This window comes from Amycolatopsis xylanica (assembly GCF_900107045.1).
In the GTDB taxonomy this organism is placed as follows: domain Bacteria; phylum Actinomycetota; class Actinomycetes; order Mycobacteriales; family Pseudonocardiaceae; genus Amycolatopsis; species Amycolatopsis xylanica.
Map to the genome: position 1 here is coordinate 241,005 of NZ_FNON01000006.1, position 19,829 is coordinate 260,833.

Sequence of the window (19,829 nt, forward strand, 5' to 3'; positions counted from 1 at the left end):
CCTGGCGGCCGGGAAAGAGGCGCGCACCGTGAAGACTCTCAGGCCCTAGGGGGCCTTCGAGTCCGTTGGGTTAGGTTCCTGGTGACGCTCGCTGTGATTATTGAGGGGGCCCGGCCTTGACGTTACGAGTCGCTGTCGACTTCGGGACGTCGAGCACCTGCGTTGTCGCTTCGGTCAACGGGCGTGATCCCCAGGTCGTGGTGATCGACGGGCAGCCGTTGATGTCGTCCGCGGTGTTCGCCGCCGCGGACGGCACGCTGTTCGTCGGCCAGGAGGCCGAGCGGCAGGCCGCCGTCGACCCCTCGCGCTACGAGCCGAACCCGAAGCGCCGGATCGACGAGGGCGAGCTGCTGCTCGGCGATTCGGTGCTGCTGGTCACCGACGTGGTGCACGCCGTACTGCGCCGCGCGGTGACCGAGGCCAAGGTGCTCGCGGGTGGCGCCGACGTCAGCCTGCTCGTGCTCACCCACCCCGCGGACTGGGGCGCCATCCGGACCAGGCTGCTGCGCCAGGCCGCCGGCGGGCTGGCGAACGAGGTCGCGCTGGTGCCGGAGCCGGTCGCGGCCGCGGTGTTCCACGCCGCGACGTTCGCGCCGTCGGATCTCCAGTCGGAGCGGACCGTCGAGTTCAGCGGTCAGCCGGGGCAGACGATCGCGGTGCTCGACCTCGGCGGCGGCACCGTCGACGTCAGTGTCGTGCGCAGAGCGCCGTCCGCCGGGCCCGCCGGCAGGCGTGGTGGGTTCCAGGTGCTGGCGACCCGAGGCGACCCCAGCTTCGGTGGCGCCGACATCGACCAGGCGCTGCTCGAACACGTCGGCTCGCTGGTGTCGGCGACCGATCCGCAGGCTTGGCGGCAGCTCGTCGAAGGCCGTGAGATGGCCGACCGCCGGCGCCGCCGCGTGCTGCGCCAGGACGTCCGCGGCGCCAAGGAGACGTTGTCCCGGCACGCGTACACCGACGTGCCGATGCCGCCGCCGTTCGCGGACGCGCACGTGACCAGGGAAGACCTGGAGCGGCTGATCGCCGCGCCGCTGGGCCGCGCCGTCGAGCTCACCCGTGCGGCCGTCGACGACGCCGGACTGCGCCCGCAGCAGCTCAGCGCGATCTTCCTGGTCGGCGGCTCCAGCCGGATCCCGATGATCTCGCGCCTGGTGCACGAGCGCACCGGCGTCGTGCCGACCACGCTCGACCAGCCGGAGACGGTGGTCGCCCGTGGCGCGCTGCGTGCCGTGCTGATCGATCCCGACCGCACCGGCGCGCTGCCCGGTTCCGCGGTCTCCGGCGGGCCGAGCGGCCCGCGTCAGATCGACGAGCGCACGGAGATCGTCCGGCCTGGCGAACCACCCCGTCGTCCCTACCCGGCCGCACCCCAGCCCGCCTACAGCCAGGTGCAGGCGCCACCGCGGCCGATGCCGCAGCAGGCGCCGCCGGTGCTCCAGCCGTCGGCGAACTGGAACCAGCCCGCGAAACCCAAGCGCAAGCTGCCCTGGGTGATCGGGGGAGTGGTGCTGCTGGTCGCCGCCGCGGTCGCGACCCTGCTGGTCGTGCTGAACGGCGGCGGTGAGGAGGGCAAGCAGTACGCGGCGTACGACTACCGCTTCTACGCGCCGGCCGATTGGGTGCAGACGAGCGACAGCGTGGCCAAGAGCCAGGTCGTGCTGCGGCCCGGTGATCTCCAGAACGGGGACGACCTCATCTCCGTCCAGGAATTCAAGATGACCTACGACGCGACCGCCGACCGCCAGCGGCTGGTCACCGAACTGCGGACCATGGTCGAGAACAGCTCCAGCCATGGCGAGTTCGCCGCGGACAAGTCGTTCGGGGGCAAGACCGTCATCTACTACCAGGAGACCAAGGCCGCCGCGCGGCTCGACTGGTACGTCGCCACGCAGGGCATGCGCCGTGTCCACGTCGCCTGCCAGTACGCGGTCGAGTCGGTGCGGCCTCGGGTACAGGCCGCCTGCGAGCAGGTCGTCCGGACGCTGGTGATCGGCTGATGAGCGAGCAGACCGGGTCCGATCTCACCAGGGCGGCGGAGAACGCCATCACCTACGCGCGCCGGGTCGCGGGCACCGCGCGCGCCCAGCGTGAACGTCATCGCGAAGAGAACAAGGAACTGATCAAGGAGTTCGGCAAGCGCCGTCTCGCCGGTTCCGCGACCAAGCCGACTCCGCCCGCCGTGAGTGAAGCCGCTCAGCGGTTCCGATTCGCGACTGGGAATCCGGTCCCCGAATTCCCGAGCGCGAACGAATTGGTTCCGCCGAGACCGCCTCGCCCGCCGAAACCGCCACGATCGAGTGACGACGACGAGGACTTTTCGCAAGCGCGAATCATGATCCGCGGCGACTGACCGCAGTGCACTGTAGACGCAAGGAACCGGTAAAACCCCTGGTAGGGATAGGTGCTGCGAGCGAATACGCGATTTCCGCGCGTGCGCTGATCCACCTTTGGATGAGCGGTTCCCAGTCCGAGCATTAGCGCAAGCAACTACTTGGGAACAAGCGAGGACAACGTGGAACCAACCATGGCAGGGTCTCCGTCATAGGCACGTACCAAACGAGAACGACCGAGTACGGGCACACCACACTTACGAAGGGGGCTAGTCCCAGATGGCTACTCAGGGTTTCAAGGGAACTCCGCAAGAATTCACCGAGGCGGAGAAGAAGGTCACCGAAGTCCGCGTCTCGATGGACAAGAACCTCTCGCAGCTGCGCGACAACATCGAGAACACCCGCGCCGGGTGGTCGGGTCTTGCCGCTGACGCCTTCGCGAACGTCATGGAGCGCTTCGACCGCGACGGCCGCACGCTGAACGAGTCGCTGCAGCGGATCGCCACCCTGCTCGAAGAGGCCGGCTCCAAGTACGAGCGCTCGGAAGCTCAGAACGACGAGCTGGTCAAGGCGCTGCACAAGGGCTTCGGCTCCGCGCTCGAGGGCAACTGATCTTCGCTTCACACTTGCTAGTCCCTGAATACTCAAAGACTTTCTTTACACACCTGGGAGGGTGACATGCCTGACGGCATCGTTGTTGATTACGCCACCATCCACGCTGCGGCTGACGACTGCCAGAAGACCGGCGGTGAGCTGCAGGCGCAGTTCGACCAGCTCAAGCAGGACCTCGCCCCGCTGATCAACAGCTGGGAAGGTGCCGCTCGCGAGGCCTACGGCGCCGCGCAGAAGGCCTGGGACGACTCGTTCGAGGACCTGAAGCAGGTTCTGGCGCAGATCGCCGCCGTGCTGCCGCAGCTGGCCGACGGTTACCAGGGCACCGAGTCGGGCGTCGAGCAGCTGTTCTGATCTCGCTCGCACACACGAATCACGGTGGGCCAAGCGCTTCGGCGCTCAGGCCCACCGTTTTCGTTTGCCCGAAAGAAAAAGGCTCGTGCGCGTTGCGGGCGGTTAGAACCGCCCGCAACGCGCACGAGCCTTTTCGGGCTTAGTGCGGGGCGCCGACCTCGTACTCGGGCTTTTCGTTGAGCACGCGCACGGTCACGGTCTTCTGCTGGCCGCTGACGTCGACCTTGCAGTCGAACGTCGTCCCGTTCTTGACGGCCTGGCCGCTGGGGCAGCTCGCGTTCTTGATGTCGTGCTCGCCGTAGTTCTCGGTCAGCACCTTGGAAACCCCGTCCTGCAAGGACTTCTGGTCCAGCGTGTCACCCGCGAACGCGCCGAGCAGCCACGCCGTGACGCCGGCAGCGGCCAGCACGGCCACGCCGATGCCGCCGAAGACGAGCGGCTTCTTGGAGCGCTCCTTCTTCGGCACGAGCACTTCCTCGAACGCGCCGAGCCCGCCGTACTGGGTCGGCTGGAAGCCGCCGCCGAACTGGCCCTGCTGCTGCGGAGCCTGCTGCTGCGGTTGCTGTTGCTGCTGCTGCCACGGTCCGCCGTACGGGCCGGTCTGCGGCTGGGCGGCGGGGTTCTGCTGCCATTGCCCGGTGTACGACCCGGTCTGCTGCGGGCCGTCGGGCGCCTGCTGCCACTGACCCGAGTGCGGGCCGGTGGCCGCCTGCGGGTCCTGGGGCTGCCACCACTGCTGGGGCTGCTGTTCGGGCGGCTGGGTCATCGCGGGTCCCCCGGAATCGATCGGCTGGTCATCCGCCCTGCACCTCGCCGAGCCGCTTGTAGAAGTCGTCCACCGCGGCGTCGTCGGGCAGCACGGTCACGTCGGCGGGGTCCGGGATCTTCGGAAAGTCCTGAGGGCTGGCCGGGCCGAGGAAGCGGAAGTCGTACTTCAGCTCCATCTTGTGCCCGCCCCCTTCGAACTTCGCTTCCATGCTGATGGTGCTGAGCTTGCCGTCGGCGTCGACGACGAACTTGGTGGGGATTATCTGCTTGCGCAGCTCGGGGCCGATCATGTCCAGCGCGGACGGCGGCAGCACCTCCACCCGCGAGGTGAGGAACGCGTCGAGCGTCACATCGACGCTGACCTCGGTCTTGCCGTCCGGGGTGCTGCGCGCGCCCTTGACGGCCCGCTTGTCGGCGCGGACCGAGCGGGTGATCGTGTCGGCCATCTTGCAGGCGGTGATCACCCCGGAGTACGCGCACAGCGGGCCGAGGTTCGCCGGCTTCGGCATCGACACCCACGCGGTCGGGGCGAGGCTCTTGTAGACCGGCCCGAGGTGCATGTACTCGACCTGGCCCTCGGCCGGGATGAACGTGTCGAGCGACTCGTCGGGGTTCTTCTCCGACCGGTTGCGGCTGACCCGGCTCTCGGGGGAGCCCTGGCGCGAGGCGGTGATGATGTTGTGCAGCCACTTGTCATCGAGCCTGATGTAGGCGTCGTGCGAGGTCTTCGTGTTCGGGCGGTCGAGGGAGGCGTCGAGCTTGTCCATCGCGCCCGCGAACTTCGCGTTCACGTAGGCCGTGGCGTCCTCACCCTTGGGCAGCGCCGTGCCCGCCTTCGCCTGGCCGCAGCCGGCCGCCGCGAGCAGGAGCACCGAGCCGAGCGCTAGATAAGTCGTTGGCCGTCGTTTCATCCTGTTCCCCATGTTGAGCGCGGTCCCCGCGTGGATCGTCTCATTCTCGCCGGAGGCGCTCGCCCGGGTACCCGGAACGCCCCGATCGGGCCGTGTCGGGAGTGTGCCGATCGACAGGCCGGGCGTAAGATGCCCGGGCATACCGACCCCCCGCTTCGTCTGTCGATCGGCGAGCGGGTATCTTCATATGTCGTTGTGCGTTGCGGCGAGCAATCGTTAGGCACGCACAGAACCCACACGCAATGTTGACGACGAGGTAGACCCTTGCCCACGTACAGCCCCAAGCCCGGCGACGTCACTCGTGCCTGGCACGTGATCGACGCCGAGGATGTCGTGCTCGGCCGGCTCGCGACTGAGGTCGCCACGCTGCTGCGCGGCAAGCACAAGCCGACCTACGCCCCGCACGTGGACACCGGTGACTTCGTCATCATCGTCAACGCCGAGAAGGTCGCGCTCACCGGCAACAAGCGCGAGCAGAAGTTCGCGTACCGCCACTCCGGTTACCCGGGCGGCCTCAGCAAGCGCTCCTTCGGCGAGCTGCTCGACACCAAGCCCGAGCGGCTGGTCGAGAAGGTCGTCAAGGGCATGCTGCCGAAGAACAAGCTCGGTCGCGCGATGGGGAAGAAGCTGAAGGTCTACTCGGGCCCGCAGCACCCCCACGGCGCGCAGCAGCCGCAGACCCGTGAGATCAACAAGATCGCGCAGGTCGTCAAGTGAGTGAGGAAGTTTCTGTGACCAGCACCGAGACCGAGACTCTCGCCGAGGGCACGACCGAGTCGTTCGACGGCGTCGTGACCAGCGAGACCCCGGCCGCCCCGAAGCCGTCCCGCGCGGCCGGTGGCACCGCCCAGACCGTCGGCCGCCGCAAGGAGGCGGTCGTCCGCGTCCGCGTCGTGCCCGGCACCGGTGAGTTCAAGCTCAACGGCCGCTCGCTCGAGTCGTACTTCCCGAACAAGGTCCACCAGCAGCTCATCCGCGAGCCGCTCGTGACCGTCGAGAAGCCGGACTCGTTCGACATCTTCGCCCGCCTGCACGGTGGCGGCATCTCCGGCCAGGCCGGTGCGCTGCGTCTCGCGATCGCCCGCGCGCTCGTCGAGGTCGACGCCGATGACCGCCCGGTCCTCAAGAAGGCCGGCTTCCTCAAGCGCGACGCGCGTGCCGTCGAGCGCAAGAAGTACGGCCTGAAGAAGGCCCGCAAGGCTCCGCAGTACAGCAAGCGCTGATCTTCATCGCGCTTTGCCGCTTTACCGGAAGCGCTCATCCGTACTCGGGTGGGCGCTTCCGTTGTTTTCCGGGTGCTTCTGGTAGCCCCGATGTGTCTCCCCACCCCCATGCTTGTGTAGGTCGTACAAGGAGGTCGACGGATGGCTCGCCTGTTCGGTACTGACGGTGTCCGTGGGCTCGCGAATGACGAGCTGACCCCGGAGCTGGCGCTGTCGCTGGCGGCCAGTGCCGCCCGCGTGCTCGTCGCGCACGACAGCTCCCACCGCCCGGTCGCGGTCGTCGGCCGTGACCCGCGCGCCAGCGGCGAGATGCTGGAGGCCGCGGTCGTCGCGGGCCTCGCGTCCGCCGGCGCCGACGTGCGCCGGGTCGGCGTGATGCCGACCCCCGCGGTCGCCTACCTGGTCGGCGCGCTGAACGCCGACATCGGCGTGATGATCTCCGCCTCGCACAACCCGATGCCCGACAACGGCATCAAGTTCTTCGCCGCTGGCGGGCACAAGCTGGCCGACGACCTCGAGGACGAGATCGAAGCGGGCCTCACCGCGCCCGACACGCGCCCCATCGGTGCCGCGGTCGGCCGCGTGTCCGACGTCGAGGACGCGCTCGACCGCTACATCCAGCACCTGCTGGTGGCCACCCCGCACACGCTCGAAGGCATCAAGGTCGTCGTCGACTGCGCGAACGGCGCGTCGGCGACCGCCGCGCCCGAGGTCTACCGCGCCGCCGGCGCCGAGGTCATCGCCATCAACGCGAGCCCCGACGGCCTCAACATCAACGCCGCCTGCGGCTCCAACCACCCGGAGCAGCTGTTCAAGGCCGTCGTCGAGCACGGCGCCGACCTGGGCATCGCCCACGACGGCGACGCCGACCGCTGTGTCGCGGTCGACGCGGCAGGCGAGCTCATCGACGGCGACCAGATCATGGCCGTGCTCGCGCTCGCGCTCGCCGAGTCCGGCGAGCTGACCAACGACACGCTGGTCGCGACCGTGATGAGCAACCTCGGCCTGCACCTGGCGATGAAGGCGCACGGCATCACCGTCGTCACCACCGCGGTCGGCGACCGCTACGTGCTCGAAGAGCTCCGCGCCAGCGGCTTCGCGCTCGGCGGCGAGCAGTCCGGTCACGTCGTGCTGCCCGAGTACGCCACCACCGGCGACGGCCTGCTCACCGCGCTGCGCCTGATGGCCAGGATGGCCTCGACCGGCAAGTCGCTGGCCGACCTGGCTGGCGTCATGCACCGGCTGCCGCAGGTGCTGGTCAACGTCAAGGTCGCCGACAAGGCCGCGGTCGCCGACTCCAGCGCGGTCCGCGACGCCGTCGGCGCCGTCGAGGCCGAGCTCGGCGACGAGGGCCGGGTGCTGCTGCGCCCGTCCGGCACCGAGCAGCTGGTCCGCGTCATGGTCGAAGCACCTGCGCAGGACACCGCGCAGGCCGCTGCCGACCGGCTGGCGGGCGTGGTCTCGGCCGTCTCCTGACCCGGCCGCCCCGTTTGGGTCGAAGCTTGTGCGCGTGCCCTCTCACCTGGGTACTTTGTATGTGCATCCGGTCGTGTTTCTTGGGCCCGTGTTCGCGATAGCCGAGCCCAGGCGGCCCCTGGCGGCACCGCGGGAGCGCCCGAGTAACCCGTTACGAGGGCGCTCCCGCGGCACCGCCAGGGACCACCTGGATCTCGACTCTCATCGAACGAGGCCCAAGAAACACGACCAGGCGACGGCACCGAATGGCGCTCGCCTGCGTCATAGCGTCAACGCACGCAGACCTCGGGACAAAAAAGGGGGAATCATGGCCGGTGGCCAGAAAGTCGATCCCGGCAAGATCAACGCCGTCGGATCGGCGTACAACACCGAGGGCGGTGACCTGGTCTCCGCGGGCTCGAAGATCGAAACCGGCGTCTCGATGGGGCAGGTCGGTAAGGCTTGGTCGCCGGTCGCCGCCCAGTACAGCGACGCGATCAAGAAGTACCGCGACTCGGTCACCACCTACGGCCAGAAGTCCACCGACCTCGGCGGCAAGCTCACGAGCGCGGCCGGCCACTACGAAAAGGGCGAGCAGGTCAACGCCGACGCCATGGCTTCGAAGGGCAGCTGACCATGAGCAAGAACCCCTTTTACGGCAAGGCGCAGGCGGCGGCCGCCAATGCCAGGTTCACTCCGCAGGAGCTCGACGACATGCGGAAGGGCCTGGACGACCCGAACGTCTCGCAAGAGAACAAGAAGAACTTCCTCTACGCGCTGTCCGACGCCGGTCGCCTGAACGACAGTGAGGTCGCCAAGTACTCCCAGCAGACCGGGGCGAACCCGGTCGACGTCATGATGGGTGGCCGGGACCTCAACAAGAACCTCAACAACGCGTCCAAGAGCCTGGGCGCGGCCGAGGAGGACCGGCGCAACGCCGTCGTCAAGCAGCAGAAGGGCGCCGTCGACGGCGCCCAGAAGTCGCTCGACCAGGGCGGCTTCCACTCCTCCGACGAGATCATCGACCAGGCCGAGAAGTCGATGGTCCTGTTCGACGACTTCTACCCCCGGTTCCAGAAGGCCGGCGGCCAGACGCCCGGCGGCACGGGCGACGCGCCCCCGCCGAAGAACCGCCAGGTCGTCACGGCGAACACCGGCCAGAACAAGGCCGCGACCCCGGCCGGTGGCGGCGGTGGCTACAAGGCCTCCGGCATCGACCCGCGTGGCCTGCGGATGGGGCTCGACGAGTTCCGGGGTATCGCCTTCACCGCGTTCCACACGGACGCCACGATGCTGACCACCGCGGGCAAGACGGTCGCCGAGTCCAAAGAGGCGATGGACAAGTCGTGGGCCGCGAACACCGCCGACTGGAGCGGCGACGCGAAGTCGGCCGCGCAGAACGCGAACAACGCGATGGTCAAGGCCTCCGGTGACCTGCACCAGGCGCTGAAGACCGCGCCGGAGAACATCACCTACACGATCGACGAAGCGATCCAGCAGAACGTCATCAACTACGCGCACTGCATCCTGGATCTCTACGGCGACGGCAAGATGGCCAACCTCACCGCGCCGCAGATCGACGGCTTCATCGACGCCAAGGAGAAGCTGCCGGACGCGATCAAGCAGCTCGAGGCGAAGATCAAGGAGATCGACGACAAGAGCTGGTGGGACGACTTCGTCGACCTGCTGTCGAACCCGATCACCGCGGTGCTGACGATCATCAACCCGATCGGCGCACTGATCGGCTACAACCTCGCTGACTCGATCACCGAGGACAACATCAAGGAAGAGTGCGAGAAGTACAAGGGCATCCTCAAGGAGGCCCAGGACAAGCTCAAGCAGTTCTGCGATGACTACACGACCAAGGCGAACTCGGTCCACGAGCAGGGCCAGACCTTCGTCTCCGGTATCCAGGACAACTACACCGCGCTGATCGACTCGCTGAACAAGGGCCTCGACCCGGACCCGTTCGCGTCGGTCGGCAAGGAGGGCGAGACCAAGCCCGTCGACAAGCCCGGCGTCGATACCGGCGGCAAGGACAAGGGCAAGATCGACACCGGTGGCGGTGGCGGTGGCTCCACGGGTGGCGGTGGTTCGACCGGTGGTGGCGGCTCCATCACGCCGCCCGAGGCGAAGCCGCCGGAGGCGACGAAGCCGGAAGAGGGCAAGAACCCCATCACCGGCAAGGAACTGGAGATCGACCCGGACACGGGCAAGCCGTATCCGATCGACCCCAAGACCGGCGAAGCCATCAAGGAATACGGCGACGACCAGGACACGATGACCGTCCAAAAGGGCGAGAACACCATCGCGATGTCCGAGCCCGACAAGACCGGCAAGATGGAGATCTCGGTCGACGACGGTCAGGGCCACAAGAAGGAATACAAGCTCGACTTCGACGACGACAAGGGTCAGGAGAAGGGCCCCGACGGCAAGGCGATCCCCGCGACGGACCAGCAGGGCTTCGGCCCGCAGGGCGCGCAGGCGCAGCAGGGCCAGGACGGCAAGCCCGGCCCCGACGGGTCGTACAAGCCCGGCCCGGACGGCAAGATCCACATCAAGGACGGCAACCTCGACATCACCGCCGAGCGTCCCGACGGCCCGAACGGGCCGACCGTGGTCACGGTCGACGACGGCAACGGCGAGCCGACCAAGTACACCCTCGACGAGAAGGACGGCGACAAGGCCGACCTCGGCGCGGGCGACCACAAGGGTGACAAGGCCGACCTGAAGACCGACGACATCAAGCCGGGCGAGGGCCGCGAGCCAGCGGACCGCCCGACCGAGGGCGGCGCCGGGATCGAGCACGACAAGGACGCCGTGCCGGTCGAGGACAGGGACCCGGCGCCGGACAACCCGGACCCGGGTATGACGCCCGGTCAGGAGGGCGGCTTCACCACGCCCGGTGGCCTTGACCTCGAGGGTGACATCGGTGGCACAGAGCCCGTCGACGCGCCCGCCGAGGACGGCGTCGCCGTGGCCGGTGGAACCGGCGAGGCGACCGTGGCGGCCGGTTCGGACTCGGCCGCCGGGTTCTCCTCCGGTGGGCTCGGCGAGGGCATCTCGCTGGACGGCGGCATGCAGACGGGCAGCGACGCGTCGTTCGCCTCGTCCGACTCGGGCCTCGGCATGGCGCCCGGCGGCAACGACCCCGGTCACCCCGCTGCCGCGGCGGCGGCCGGTGCGCCCGCGGGCGGCGGCATGGGTCAGATGGGCGGCATGGGCGGGATGATGGGTGGCATGGGCGGCGCGCCCGGTGGCGGCGCGGGCGACACGCAGCGCCAGTCGAGCCAGTACCGCGTCGACGGTGCCATCTTCGAGACCAGCGGCGCCAAGGGCCGGATCAGCGGATCGCTCGATGACGACGGCGACCGTTCGATCAGCTACGAGCGCTGAGCGGACAAGGGGAGATCATGACTAGCGGAGTCGACCCGCAGCTGGCCGAGCGGCTGGCGCAGACCAACGCGAACGTGCGCGCCAACTCCGAGGAGATCGGGGACCGCGTGCGCGCCAAGTCCCGCGAGATCACCGAAGAGCAGGAACGCATGCGTGAGGCGGCCGAGCGGCACAGCGCCGAGCTGGACCGCCAGGTCGAGGCGAAGAAGGAAGCTGCCAAGAACCAGTGGAACGCTCGCAGCGAGCAGGACCACACGATGCGTTTCGGTGATGCCGAGGAGGAGCACCACGCTCCGCCGCCGCCTCAGCCGGCGCCGTACGCCATGCCGGAGCCGCCCGTCGCGGCCGCTCCGCCCGCCGAAGCCCGGCGCGGCCGTCACGCACGACGGCCCGTCGACGACGAGGACGACTTCTCGACGACGAACTGGCTGGACTGACGCGAAAGGCCCCCTTGCTCCGCAAGGGGGCCTTTTCGTAAGGGGGCCTGTTCGTAGTGGGGCTCAGTCCGCGAAGGCTTCGATCGTCGCCTTCTTGACGTCGGCCTCGAGGAGTGGGCGGAACTTGTCGGTGCCCGTCAAGTGGGTCAGGAAGAACGCGGTGAACAGCGCGCGGACCAGAACCTGGGTGCGGCGCTGAGGTTTGCCGTCGAGCAGCAGCTGGCTCCAGTGCTTGCCCTCGGTGACCGCCAGGTGCGACGACTTCCCGATCAGGCGCAGCTGGGCCTCGCCGCCCCAGGCCTTCGCGATGGCCGCGGCATTGCCCGCGGCTGGCGCGACCAGATCGTCGGCGACGGCCAGGTGCAGACCAGGCGCGGTGATCTTCTTCGCGGCTTCCGTCGCAGGTGGAAACGTTTGCGCAGCCGCGAACGTGGCGACCGCTTTGACGCGGTGATCCGACCCGGCGAGCACCGAAGCGCCGCCGCCGATCGAGTGCCCGGCGAGCCCGAGCCGATCCGGATCGACGCTGATGCCATCCGGGCCGAGCCGGACACCGGTGACCACGTCGAGCGTGGCGATCAGGTCGGCCGCGAGCAGCCGGGGCGACGGAAACGGCCCGCCCTGCGTCGCGGGCGCCGCGGCCACGATGCCCCAGCTCGCGAGGTGACTCAGCAGCTGCCGGTACCGCCACGGCGGCTGCAGCCACCCGTGCCCGAACGCGACCGCGGGCAGCCCGAGCCCCGCCGTCGGCGTGTAGACGACCCCCGGCAGGCCGACGAGTGCGAGGTTGCCCCGAAGCACCTCATGCGGCCCGTGATGCGACAGCTCCGCGAGCAATTCCTTCGCCTTCGCCATGGCCGTGACCTTACTGCCCCTGCTCACCGCCCACCTTCCCGCCGCCCACCCCGCCCCGGGAAAAAAACCCAATGTGGCTTTCGTCAGCTTCGAGCTGACGAAAGCCACATTGGCGGCCTGAAAACTGACCAATGCCGCATTGGGATTTTTTCCGGCCGGGTAGTACCAGTGGGGGCGGTGGTCGGGTGCCGGGCGAGTGTGGCCTGGGTCTCTCGTTACCCTGATGGGCGTGTGCGGAATCGTGGGATATGTCGGACACCGGCCTGCGCTGGACGTGGTGCTCGGTGGGCTTCGGCGGATGGAATACCGGGGCTATGACTCGGCGGGCGTCGCCGTGCTGGACGGCGCGGGCAAGCTGACCGTCGAGCGCAAGGCGGGCAGGCTGGCCAACCTCGAAGCGCGGCTCGACGAGGTCGGGCGCGAAGCGTTCGCCGGGACCGCCGGGATGGGGCACACCCGCTGGGCGACCCATGGCGCGCCGGTCGACCGTAACTCCCACCCGCACCGGGACGCCACCGGTCAGGTCGCCGTGGTGCACAACGGGATCATCGAGAACTTTGCCGTGCTGCGCGGCGAGCTCGAGGCCGACGGCGTCGAGATGAGCAGCGACACCGACAGCGAGACCGCCGCCCACCTGGTCGCCCGCGCCTTCACGGACGGCGAGACCAAGGGTGACTTCGCCGCCAGTGTCCGCGCCGTCTGCCGACGCCTCGAGGGTGCGTTCACGCTGGTCGTCACGCACGCCGACGAGCCGGACACGATCGTCGCGGCGCGCCGGTCGTCGCCGCTGGTCGTCGGGGTCGGCGAGGGTGAGCACTTCGTCGCTTCGGACGTCTCCGCCTTCATCGAGCACACCCGCGAGGCCGTCGAGCTGGGCCAGGACCAGGTCGTCGTGATCACCCGCGACGGCTACGAGGTCACCGACTTCCACGGCGAGCCAGCGCAGGCCAAGCCGTTCACCGTCGACTGGGATCTGAGCGCCGCGGAAAAGGGCGGCCACGAGTACTTCATGCTCAAGGAGATCGAGGAGCAGCCGGAGGCGCTGGCGAACACGCTGCGCGGGCACTTCGACGGCGGCCGGATCATCCTCGACGAGCAGCGCATCTCCGACCAGGACCTGCGTGACGTCGACAAGGTCTTCGTGATCGCCTGTGGTTCGGCGTACCACTCTGGCCTGGTCGCCAAGTACGCGATCGAGCACTGGACCCGGCTCCCGGTCGAGGTCGAGCTGGCCAGCGAGTTCCGCTACCGCGACCCGGTGCTGGACCGCGCGACGCTGGTCGTCGCCGTCTCGCAGTCCGGCGAGACCGCCGACACCCTCGAAGCCGTCCGCCACGCCCGCGAGCAGAAGGCGCGCGTGCTGGCCGTCTGCAACACCAACGGCGCGCAGATCCCGCGTGAGTCGGACGCGGTGCTCTACACCCACGCCGGCCCCGAGATCGGGGTCGCCTCGACGAAGGCGTTCCTCGCGCAGATCGCGGCGAACTACCTGGTCGGCCTGGCGCTGGCGCAGGCGCGCGGCACCAAGTACCCCGACGAGGTCGCCCGCGAGTTCGCCGAGCTGGAGGCCATGCCCGCCGCCGTCCAGAAGGTACTGTCCACTGTGGACCAGGTGCGGGAGCTCGGCCGCCGCATCGCCGACTCGAAGGCGGTGCTGTTCCTCGGCCGCCACGTCGGCTTCCCGGTCGCGCTCGAAGGCGCGCTGAAGCTCAAGGAACTCGCGTACATGCACGCCGAGGGCTTCGCGGCGGGCGAGCTCAAGCACGGCCCGATCGCGCTGATCGAAGAGGGCCTGCCGGTCGTCGTCGTGATGCCGTCGCCGAAGGGCCGCGCGGTGCTGCACTCCAAGCTGGTCTCCAACATCAGCGAGATCCAGGCCCGTGGCGCGCGCACGATCGTCATCGCCGAAGAGGGCGACGAGACGGTCCGCCCGTTCGCCGACGAGCTGATCGAGATCCCCGCGGTGCCGACGCTGCTGCAGCCGCTGGTCGCCACCGTGCCGCTGCAGGTGCTCTCCGCCGAGATCGCCCGCGCTCGCGGGTACGACGTCGACAAGCCGCGTAACCTGGCGAAGTCGGTCACGGTCGAGTAGTCCTCCGGGAGGCGCCGCGTGCAGGGAATCTGGACCACGGAACGGATTCGCGCGGCGGAGCGCAAGCTGCTGGCGGTCACGCCGGACGGCGCGCTCATGCGCAAGGCGGCCTTCGGGCTGTCCGTGCACGCGGCCAAGATGCTCGGCGCGCCAAGTGGCCGCCGGGTGACCCTCCTGGTCGGTTCCGGTGACAACGGCGGTGACGCGTTGTGGGCCGGGTTCTTCCTGCGCAAGCGGAACGTCGCGGTCACGGCCGTGCTGCTGAACCCGGACAAGGCGCATCCGCAAGGCTTGGCAGCGCTCAAACGTGCGGGCGGCCGCGTGGTCCCGGTCGCGGACAGTCCACAGTGGATCCGCAAGGCCGATCTCGTCATCGACGGCATCGTCGGGATCTCGGCACGCGGCTCGCTGCGCCCGGACGCGGCTTCGCTGCTCGAGCACATCAAGGCGCCGGTGCTGGCCGTCGACCTGCCCAGCGGCGTCGACCCGGACACCGGAGCGATCGACGGCCCGGCGATCACCGCCGACCGCACCGTCACGTTCGGCGCGCGCAAACCCGTGCACGCGCTCGCGCCCGCCGCGTGCGGCGAGGTCTTCCTCGTCGACCTCGGGCTCGACCTCGAAGACCCCGATCTCGTGCGGCTCGAGGCCGAAGACGTCGCCGCCTGCTGGCCGATCCCCGGTCCGTCCGACGACAAGTACACGCTGGGCGTCACGGGTGTCGCCGCCGGTTCGGCCGTCTACCCCGGCGCGGCGGTGCTCTCCGCCGGCGCCGCCGTCTACGCGACCTCGGGCATGGTCCGGTACGCCGGACCGGCCGCCGACCTGGTGCGCTCGCGCTGGCCGGAGATCATCGCGACCGGCTCGGTCACCGACGCGGGCCGCGTGCAGTCCTGGGTCGTCGGCCCAGGGATCGGCACCGGTCACGAAGGCCGTGAGGTGCTCGCCACCGTGCTCGGCGCCGGCGTCCCGGTCTGCGCCGACGCCGACGCGACCACGCTCATCGCGCAGCACTCCGACGTGCTCGACGCCCGCGACCCCGACACCCCGCTGGTGCTGACCCCGCACGACCGCGAGTTCGCCCGCCTCATGGGCTCCGAACCCGGCAAAGACCGTGTCGCCGCCGCCCGTGCCTGCGCTCGCCGCTACGACGCGGTCGTCCTGCTCAAAGGCCATTGCACGGTCGTCGCGGCGCCGGACGGCCGCGCGATGGTCAACACCCCGCGTGGTTCCTGGCTCGCCACACCGGGGTCCGGCGATGTCCTTTCCGGACTGATCGGCGCGGTGCTCGCCGCCGGGGTGGACCCCTGGCTCGCGAGCGGCGCGGCCGCCTACGTCCATTCGCTCGCGGGCGAGCTGGCCGCTGCTGGCGCGCCCACTTCGTCTTCCGGCATTCTCGGCGCCATCAGCGATGCACTGCGCACCCTGCACTGGAGGAAATCGTGACCACACTGGACAACCGCCCGAACACCGCACTGCTCGTCGTCGACGTCCAAAACGACGTCGTGGCCGGCGCCCATGAGCGCGACTCGGTCGTCGCCAACATCGCCGGGCTCGTCGAGCAGGCGCGGCGCGAGCAGGTCCCGGTCGTCTGGGTCCAGCACTCCGACGAGGGACTGGTGCGCGGCAGCGAGGGCTGGAAGCTCGTCCCCGAGCTGAACCCCGCCGACACCGAGCCGCTCGTCGAGAAGCACTACGGCGACTCCTTCGAGGACACCTCGCTGGAGAACGTGCTCGCCGATCTCGGCGTCGGCAGCCTCATCGTCGCGGGCGCGGAGACCGACGCCTGCATCCGCTCGACGCTGCACGGCGCGTTCGTCCGCGGCTACGACACCAAGCTGGTCAGCGACGCCCACACGGCGGGCGACAAGACCTCCTGGGGTGCACCGCCGGTCGAGCAGGTCATCGCGCACACGAACCTGTACTGGACCTACCAGTCGGCGCCGGGCCGGACCGCCGGAACGGTCGAAGCCAAGAACGTACAGTTCGGCAGATGAGAAGTTATCGGGTTTTGCGTTAACAACGGTGCGATTATCTGGTAGAAAGCAGCTGTGACCGCCGACACCGTGACCGCACCCGCGGTGTCGCATGTCTAAAACCCGGCCGACCGACGCGGTCGTCGAGCAGCGCCGCCAGGGCATCCTCGACTACGTCGTGGAGCACCGCGAAGCCCGCATCGACGACCTGACCAGCAGGTTCGGCGTCAGCCTGATGACCATGCACCGGGATCTCGACGATCTCGCCGAGCGCCGCCTGCTGCGCAAGCAGCGTGGCAAGGTCTCCGCGCTTGCCACCGAAACCGGGACGAGCCAGCAGGAGATCGAGGCGCTCGGCGAGGCCGCGGCCCGCCAGGTGCGGCCGGGGCAGACGGTGTTCATCGACGACTCGACCACGCTGTTGCCACTGGTCAGGCGACTGATCGACGTTGACGGGCTGACGATCCTCACCAACTCGCTGCAGGTCGCGCGGCTGGCCACGCATGCCGACGTCGTGCTGCTCGGCGGCCGCTACACCGCGGAGTTCGACTCCTGTGCCGGTCCGGACGTGCTCGAAGCGCTGGACCGCACGCGCGCCGACCTGGCGTTCGTCTCGGTCACCGCGGTCGCCGTCGGCAGGCTTTTCCACCCCGTGCGCGACTACGCCGAGCTGAAGAAGGCCGCTCTGCGCACCGCGAACCGCAACGTCCTGGTCGTCGACCACACCAAGTTCGGCCGTACCGCGACCTACGCGCACGGCCTGGTCGAGGACTACGACCTGCTCATCACCAGCGAAGCCACCCCCACTGAAGAGGTCGAGGCCGCGCTGAACGCCGGCACCGCGATCGAGCTGGTCGAGTGCGACCCGGAGGGGCCCGAATATGACATCTAGGACGCTGGTCGCCGGGGTCGACTCCTCCACCCAGTCCACCAAGGTCGTCGTCTGCGACGCCGAGACGGGCGCGGTCGTGCGCACCGGCCGCGCAGCGCACCCCGACGGCACCGAGGTCGACCCCAACGCCTGGTGGGACGCGTTCACGACGGCTTCCGAAGGACTGCTCGACGGGGTCGCGGCGATCGGCATCGCCGGTCAGCAGCACGGCATGGTCACACTCGACGAGGACGGCGAGATCGTCCGGCCCGCGTTGCTGTGGAACGACACCCGGTCCGCGCAGGCGGGCGCCGATCTCACCGCCGAGCTGGGCGCGGAGACATGGGCCACTGCCGTCGGCTCGGTGCCGGTCGCGAGCTTCACGGTCGCCAAGCTGCGCTGGCTCGCCGAGCACGAACCCGAGCACGCTGCCCGCGTCGCGCGAGTGGTGCTGCCGCACGACTGGCTCACCTGGCGGCTGACCGGCGAGCTGATCACCGACCGCGGCGACGCTTCCGGCACCGGCTACTTCTCACCGGCTGAAAGCGCTTACCGTACTGACCTGCTCAAGCACGCCTTCGGTCGTACGCCTGAGCTTCCCCGGGTGCTCGGCCCCGCCGAAACGGCCGGTCAGCACAACGGAATGCTCGTGTCGGCTGGCACGGGCGACAACATGGCCGCCGCGCTCGCGCTCGAGCTCGCACCCGGCGATGTCGTCGTCTCGCTCGGCACCAGCGGCACGGTGTTCGGCGTCGCCGAGACCGCCGCGGCCGACGCGAGTGGCGAGGTCGCCGGGTTCGCCGACGCGACCGGCCGCTTCCTCCCACTCGCCTGCACGCTCAACGCGGCGCGCGTGCTCACCTCGACCGCCACACTCCTCGGTGTCGACCAGAACGGCTTCGACGAACTCGCGCTCGCCGCGGCGCCCGGTGCGGGCGGTCTCACCTTCCTGTCCTATTTGGACGGCGAACGCACGCCGAACCTCCCTGACGCCAAGGGATCCCTGTCCGGCATGACCCGCGACAACATGACGCCGCAGAACCTCGCGCGTGCCGCGGTCGAGGGCATGCTGAGCGGGCTCGCCGCCGGAATGGACGCCGTGCGCGCGCAGGGCGTCAGCGTCGGGCGGGTACTGCTGATCGGCGGCGCGGCACGGTCCGCCGCCGTCCAGGCGGTCGCGCCGATCGTCTTCGGTGTGCCCGTCGAAATCCCCGAAGCGGCCGAATACGTCGCGGCCGGTGCCGCGCGCCAGGCCGCTTGGGCACTGTCTTCCAGCCCGGAACCTCCGATCTGGCAAGGAAAAACCAGGCTCACGCTGGACGAGCCGACCGACGCGGAGCTCGCGGAGGGCATCCGGGTCCAGCATCGTCACTACGAGGCACGCGCAGTGCAGCACGGCGTGCCCGCGAAAACGCGAGAGGACTGAACCGATGGCCAGCATCACCTACGACAAGGCGACCCGGCAGTACCCGGGCTCCGACAAGCCCGCGGTCGACGCGCTGGAGCTGCAGATCCCGGACGGCGAGTTCCTCGTGCTCGTCGGCCCGTCCGGCTGTGGCAAGTCGACCAGCCTGCGCATGCTCGCCGGCCTCGAGGACATCGACGGTGGCTCGATCTGGATCGGTGACCGCGACGTCACGCAGCTGCCGCCGCGCTCGCGCGACATCGCGATGGTGTTCCAGAACTACGCGCTGTACCCGCACATGACCGTCGGCCAGAACATGGGCTTCGCGCTGAAGATCGCGGGCCGCCCGGCCTCGGAGATCAAGCAGAAGGTGCTCGACGCGGCCAAGCTGCTCGACATCGAGCAGTACCTCGACCGCAAGCCGAAGGCGCTCTCCGGTGGTCAGCGCCAGCGTGTCGCCATGGGCCGCGCGATCGTGCGTGAGCCGCAGGTGTTCCTGATGGACGAGCCACTGTCCAACTTGGACGCGAAGCTGCGCGTGTCGACCCGTACCCAGATCGCCGCGCTGCAGCGCCGTCTCGGCGTCACCACCGTGTACGTCACGCACGACCAGGTCGAGGCCATGACCATGGGCGACCGCGTCGCGGTGCTCGACGGCGGCATCCTGCAGCAGTGCGACACCCCGCGCGCGCTGTACGACCGGCCTGCCAACGCCTTCGTCGCCGGTTTCATCGGCTCGCCCGCGATGAACCTGGTCACCGCCAAGCTGACCGCGGACGGCGCCGAGCTCGGCGGCGCCCGCATCCCGCTGGACCGCGAGATCGTCGCGAAGGCCGACGGCGACACGGTCACGCTGGGCTTCCGCCCTGAGTCGCTGGAGGTCACCACGCTGGCCGACGGCACGCTGCCGGTCAAGGTCGACCTGGTCGAGGAGCTCGGCTCGGACGCCTTCGTCTACGGCAAGCTGGCCGAGACCGACGCCGAAGGCACGAAGTCGAACATCGTCGCCCGTGTCGACCCGCGCACCCCGCCCACGATGGGCGACACGCTGCACCTGCGGGTCCGCCCGAACGAGTTGCACGTGTTCTCCGCCACAAGCGGGGCACGCATCTCGTAGGTACCGGCTATGTAAGACTCGAAGTCG

The 19,829-nt window shown here is 69.4% G+C and carries 19 protein-coding genes; 16 read left to right on the top strand and 3 right to left on the bottom strand.

The genetic code is table 11. From position 1 onward, the window contains the following. The first annotated feature begins 116 nt into the window (after positions 1–116). The 4 genes from BLV57_RS27850 to BLV57_RS27865 all read left to right on the top strand — a co-directional run bounded on the left by BLV57_RS27850 (position 117) and on the right by BLV57_RS27865 (position 3,296). The gene (locus tag BLV57_RS27850; RefSeq protein WP_091293677.1) at positions 117–1,997 is read left to right on the top strand and encodes a type VII secretion-associated protein; all 1,881 of its coding nucleotides are present in this window, start codon (positions 117–119) and stop codon (positions 1,995–1,997) included. After that, a complete protein-coding gene (locus BLV57_RS27855) occupies positions 1,997–2,350 on the top strand; it encodes a hypothetical protein (RefSeq protein ID WP_091293679.1) in 354 nt (117 codons plus the stop codon). Before BLV57_RS27850 ends, BLV57_RS27855 begins: the two co-directional genes overlap by 1 nt. Positions 2,351–2,609: 259 nt before the next feature. Continuing rightward, positions 2,610–2,942 carry a WXG100 family type VII secretion target gene (locus tag BLV57_RS27860; RefSeq protein ID WP_091293681.1) on the top strand — a complete coding sequence of 111 codons (333 nt, stop codon included), beginning with the start codon at positions 2,610–2,612 and terminating at the stop codon, positions 2,940–2,942. Positions 2,943–3,008: 66 nt separating this feature from the next. After that, a complete protein-coding gene (locus BLV57_RS27865; protein WP_091293683.1) occupies positions 3,009–3,296 on the top strand; it encodes a WXG100 family type VII secretion target in 288 nt (95 codons plus the stop codon). A 139-nt stretch (positions 3,297–3,435) separates the two neighbouring features. Here the strand turns inward: BLV57_RS27865 and BLV57_RS27870 are convergent, their stop codons facing one another. Both BLV57_RS27870 and BLV57_RS27875 read right to left on the bottom strand, forming a co-directional pair. Beyond that, a complete protein-coding gene (locus tag BLV57_RS27870; protein WP_091293685.1) occupies positions 3,436–4,062 on the bottom strand; it encodes a DUF4333 domain-containing protein in 627 nt (208 codons plus the stop codon). Positions 4,063–4,090: 28 nt separating this feature from the next. Then, positions 4,091–4,975, bottom strand: coding sequence for a hypothetical protein (locus tag BLV57_RS27875; RefSeq protein WP_091293687.1), 885 nt, complete (start codon positions 4,973–4,975; stop codon positions 4,091–4,093). A gap of 264 nt (positions 4,976–5,239) precedes the next feature. On the opposite strand from BLV57_RS27875, the gene rplM reads away from it, so the two are divergent. From rplM to BLV57_RS27905, 6 genes are all read left to right on the top strand, one after another. After that, positions 5,240–5,692, top strand: a complete 453-nt coding sequence (gene rplM / locus BLV57_RS27880) for a 50S ribosomal protein L13 (RefSeq protein WP_091293709.1) — start codon at positions 5,240–5,242, stop codon at positions 5,690–5,692. A 14-nt stretch (positions 5,693–5,706) separates the two neighbouring features. Further along, positions 5,707–6,198, top strand: coding sequence for a 30S ribosomal protein S9 (gene rpsI / locus BLV57_RS27885; protein WP_091293711.1), 492 nt, complete (start codon positions 5,707–5,709; stop codon positions 6,196–6,198). 141 nt (positions 6,199–6,339) lie between these two features. Further along, positions 6,340–7,674 carry a phosphoglucosamine mutase gene (gene glmM, locus BLV57_RS27890; protein ID WP_091293712.1) on the top strand — a complete coding sequence of 445 codons (1,335 nt, stop codon included), beginning with the start codon at positions 6,340–6,342 and terminating at the stop codon, positions 7,672–7,674. 307 nt (positions 7,675–7,981) lie between these two features. Next, positions 7,982–8,287, top strand: a complete 306-nt coding sequence (locus tag BLV57_RS27895) for a type VII secretion target (protein WP_091293714.1) — start codon at positions 7,982–7,984, stop codon at positions 8,285–8,287. 2 nt (positions 8,288–8,289) lie between these two features. Next, positions 8,290–11,049: a GAF domain-containing protein gene (locus BLV57_RS27900; protein WP_091293716.1), complete on the top strand. Its 2,760-nt coding sequence runs from the start codon at positions 8,290–8,292 to the stop codon at positions 11,047–11,049. 17 nt (positions 11,050–11,066) lie between these two features. Beyond that, on the top strand, positions 11,067–11,486 hold the full coding sequence (locus tag BLV57_RS27905; RefSeq protein WP_091293717.1) for a hypothetical protein: 420 nt from the start codon (positions 11,067–11,069) through the stop codon (positions 11,484–11,486). A gap of 63 nt (positions 11,487–11,549) precedes the next feature. On the opposite strand, the gene BLV57_RS27910 is transcribed toward BLV57_RS27905, so the two are convergent. Beyond that, a complete protein-coding gene (locus BLV57_RS27910; protein ID WP_091293719.1) occupies positions 11,550–12,341 on the bottom strand; it encodes a dienelactone hydrolase family protein in 792 nt (263 codons plus the stop codon). Between the two features lie 229 nt (positions 12,342–12,570). Between BLV57_RS27910 and glmS the strand changes: the two genes are divergently transcribed. The 6 genes from glmS to BLV57_RS27940 all read left to right on the top strand — a co-directional run bounded on the left by glmS (position 12,571) and on the right by BLV57_RS27940 (position 19,802). Further along, on the top strand, positions 12,571–14,433 hold the full coding sequence (gene glmS, locus BLV57_RS27915) for a glutamine--fructose-6-phosphate transaminase (isomerizing) (RefSeq protein ID WP_091294225.1): 1,863 nt from the start codon (positions 12,571–12,573) through the stop codon (positions 14,431–14,433). Between the two features lie 18 nt (positions 14,434–14,451). Beyond that, positions 14,452–15,879 (top strand): NAD(P)H-hydrate dehydratase, encoded by a 1,428-nt coding sequence (locus BLV57_RS27920; protein ID WP_091293720.1) that lies wholly within the window; start codon positions 14,452–14,454, stop codon positions 15,877–15,879. Continuing rightward, positions 15,876–16,430, top strand: coding sequence for a cysteine hydrolase family protein (locus BLV57_RS27925; protein WP_091293722.1), 555 nt, complete (start codon positions 15,876–15,878; stop codon positions 16,428–16,430). Before BLV57_RS27920 ends, BLV57_RS27925 begins: the two co-directional genes overlap by 4 nt. A gap of 91 nt (positions 16,431–16,521) precedes the next feature. Further along, positions 16,522–17,301, top strand: coding sequence for a DeoR/GlpR family DNA-binding transcription regulator (locus tag BLV57_RS27930; RefSeq protein WP_091293723.1), 780 nt, complete (start codon positions 16,522–16,524; stop codon positions 17,299–17,301). Continuing rightward, entirely contained in the window at positions 17,291–18,706 is a 1,416-nt protein-coding gene (gene xylB / locus BLV57_RS27935; protein ID WP_091293725.1) for a xylulokinase, read from the top strand. The genes BLV57_RS27930 and xylB overlap by 11 nt, the downstream gene beginning before the upstream one ends. Positions 18,707–18,710: 4 nt before the next feature. After that, positions 18,711–19,802, top strand: a complete 1,092-nt coding sequence (locus tag BLV57_RS27940) for an ABC transporter ATP-binding protein (RefSeq protein WP_091293726.1) — start codon at positions 18,711–18,713, stop codon at positions 19,800–19,802. Positions 19,803–19,829: the final 27 nt, after the last annotated feature.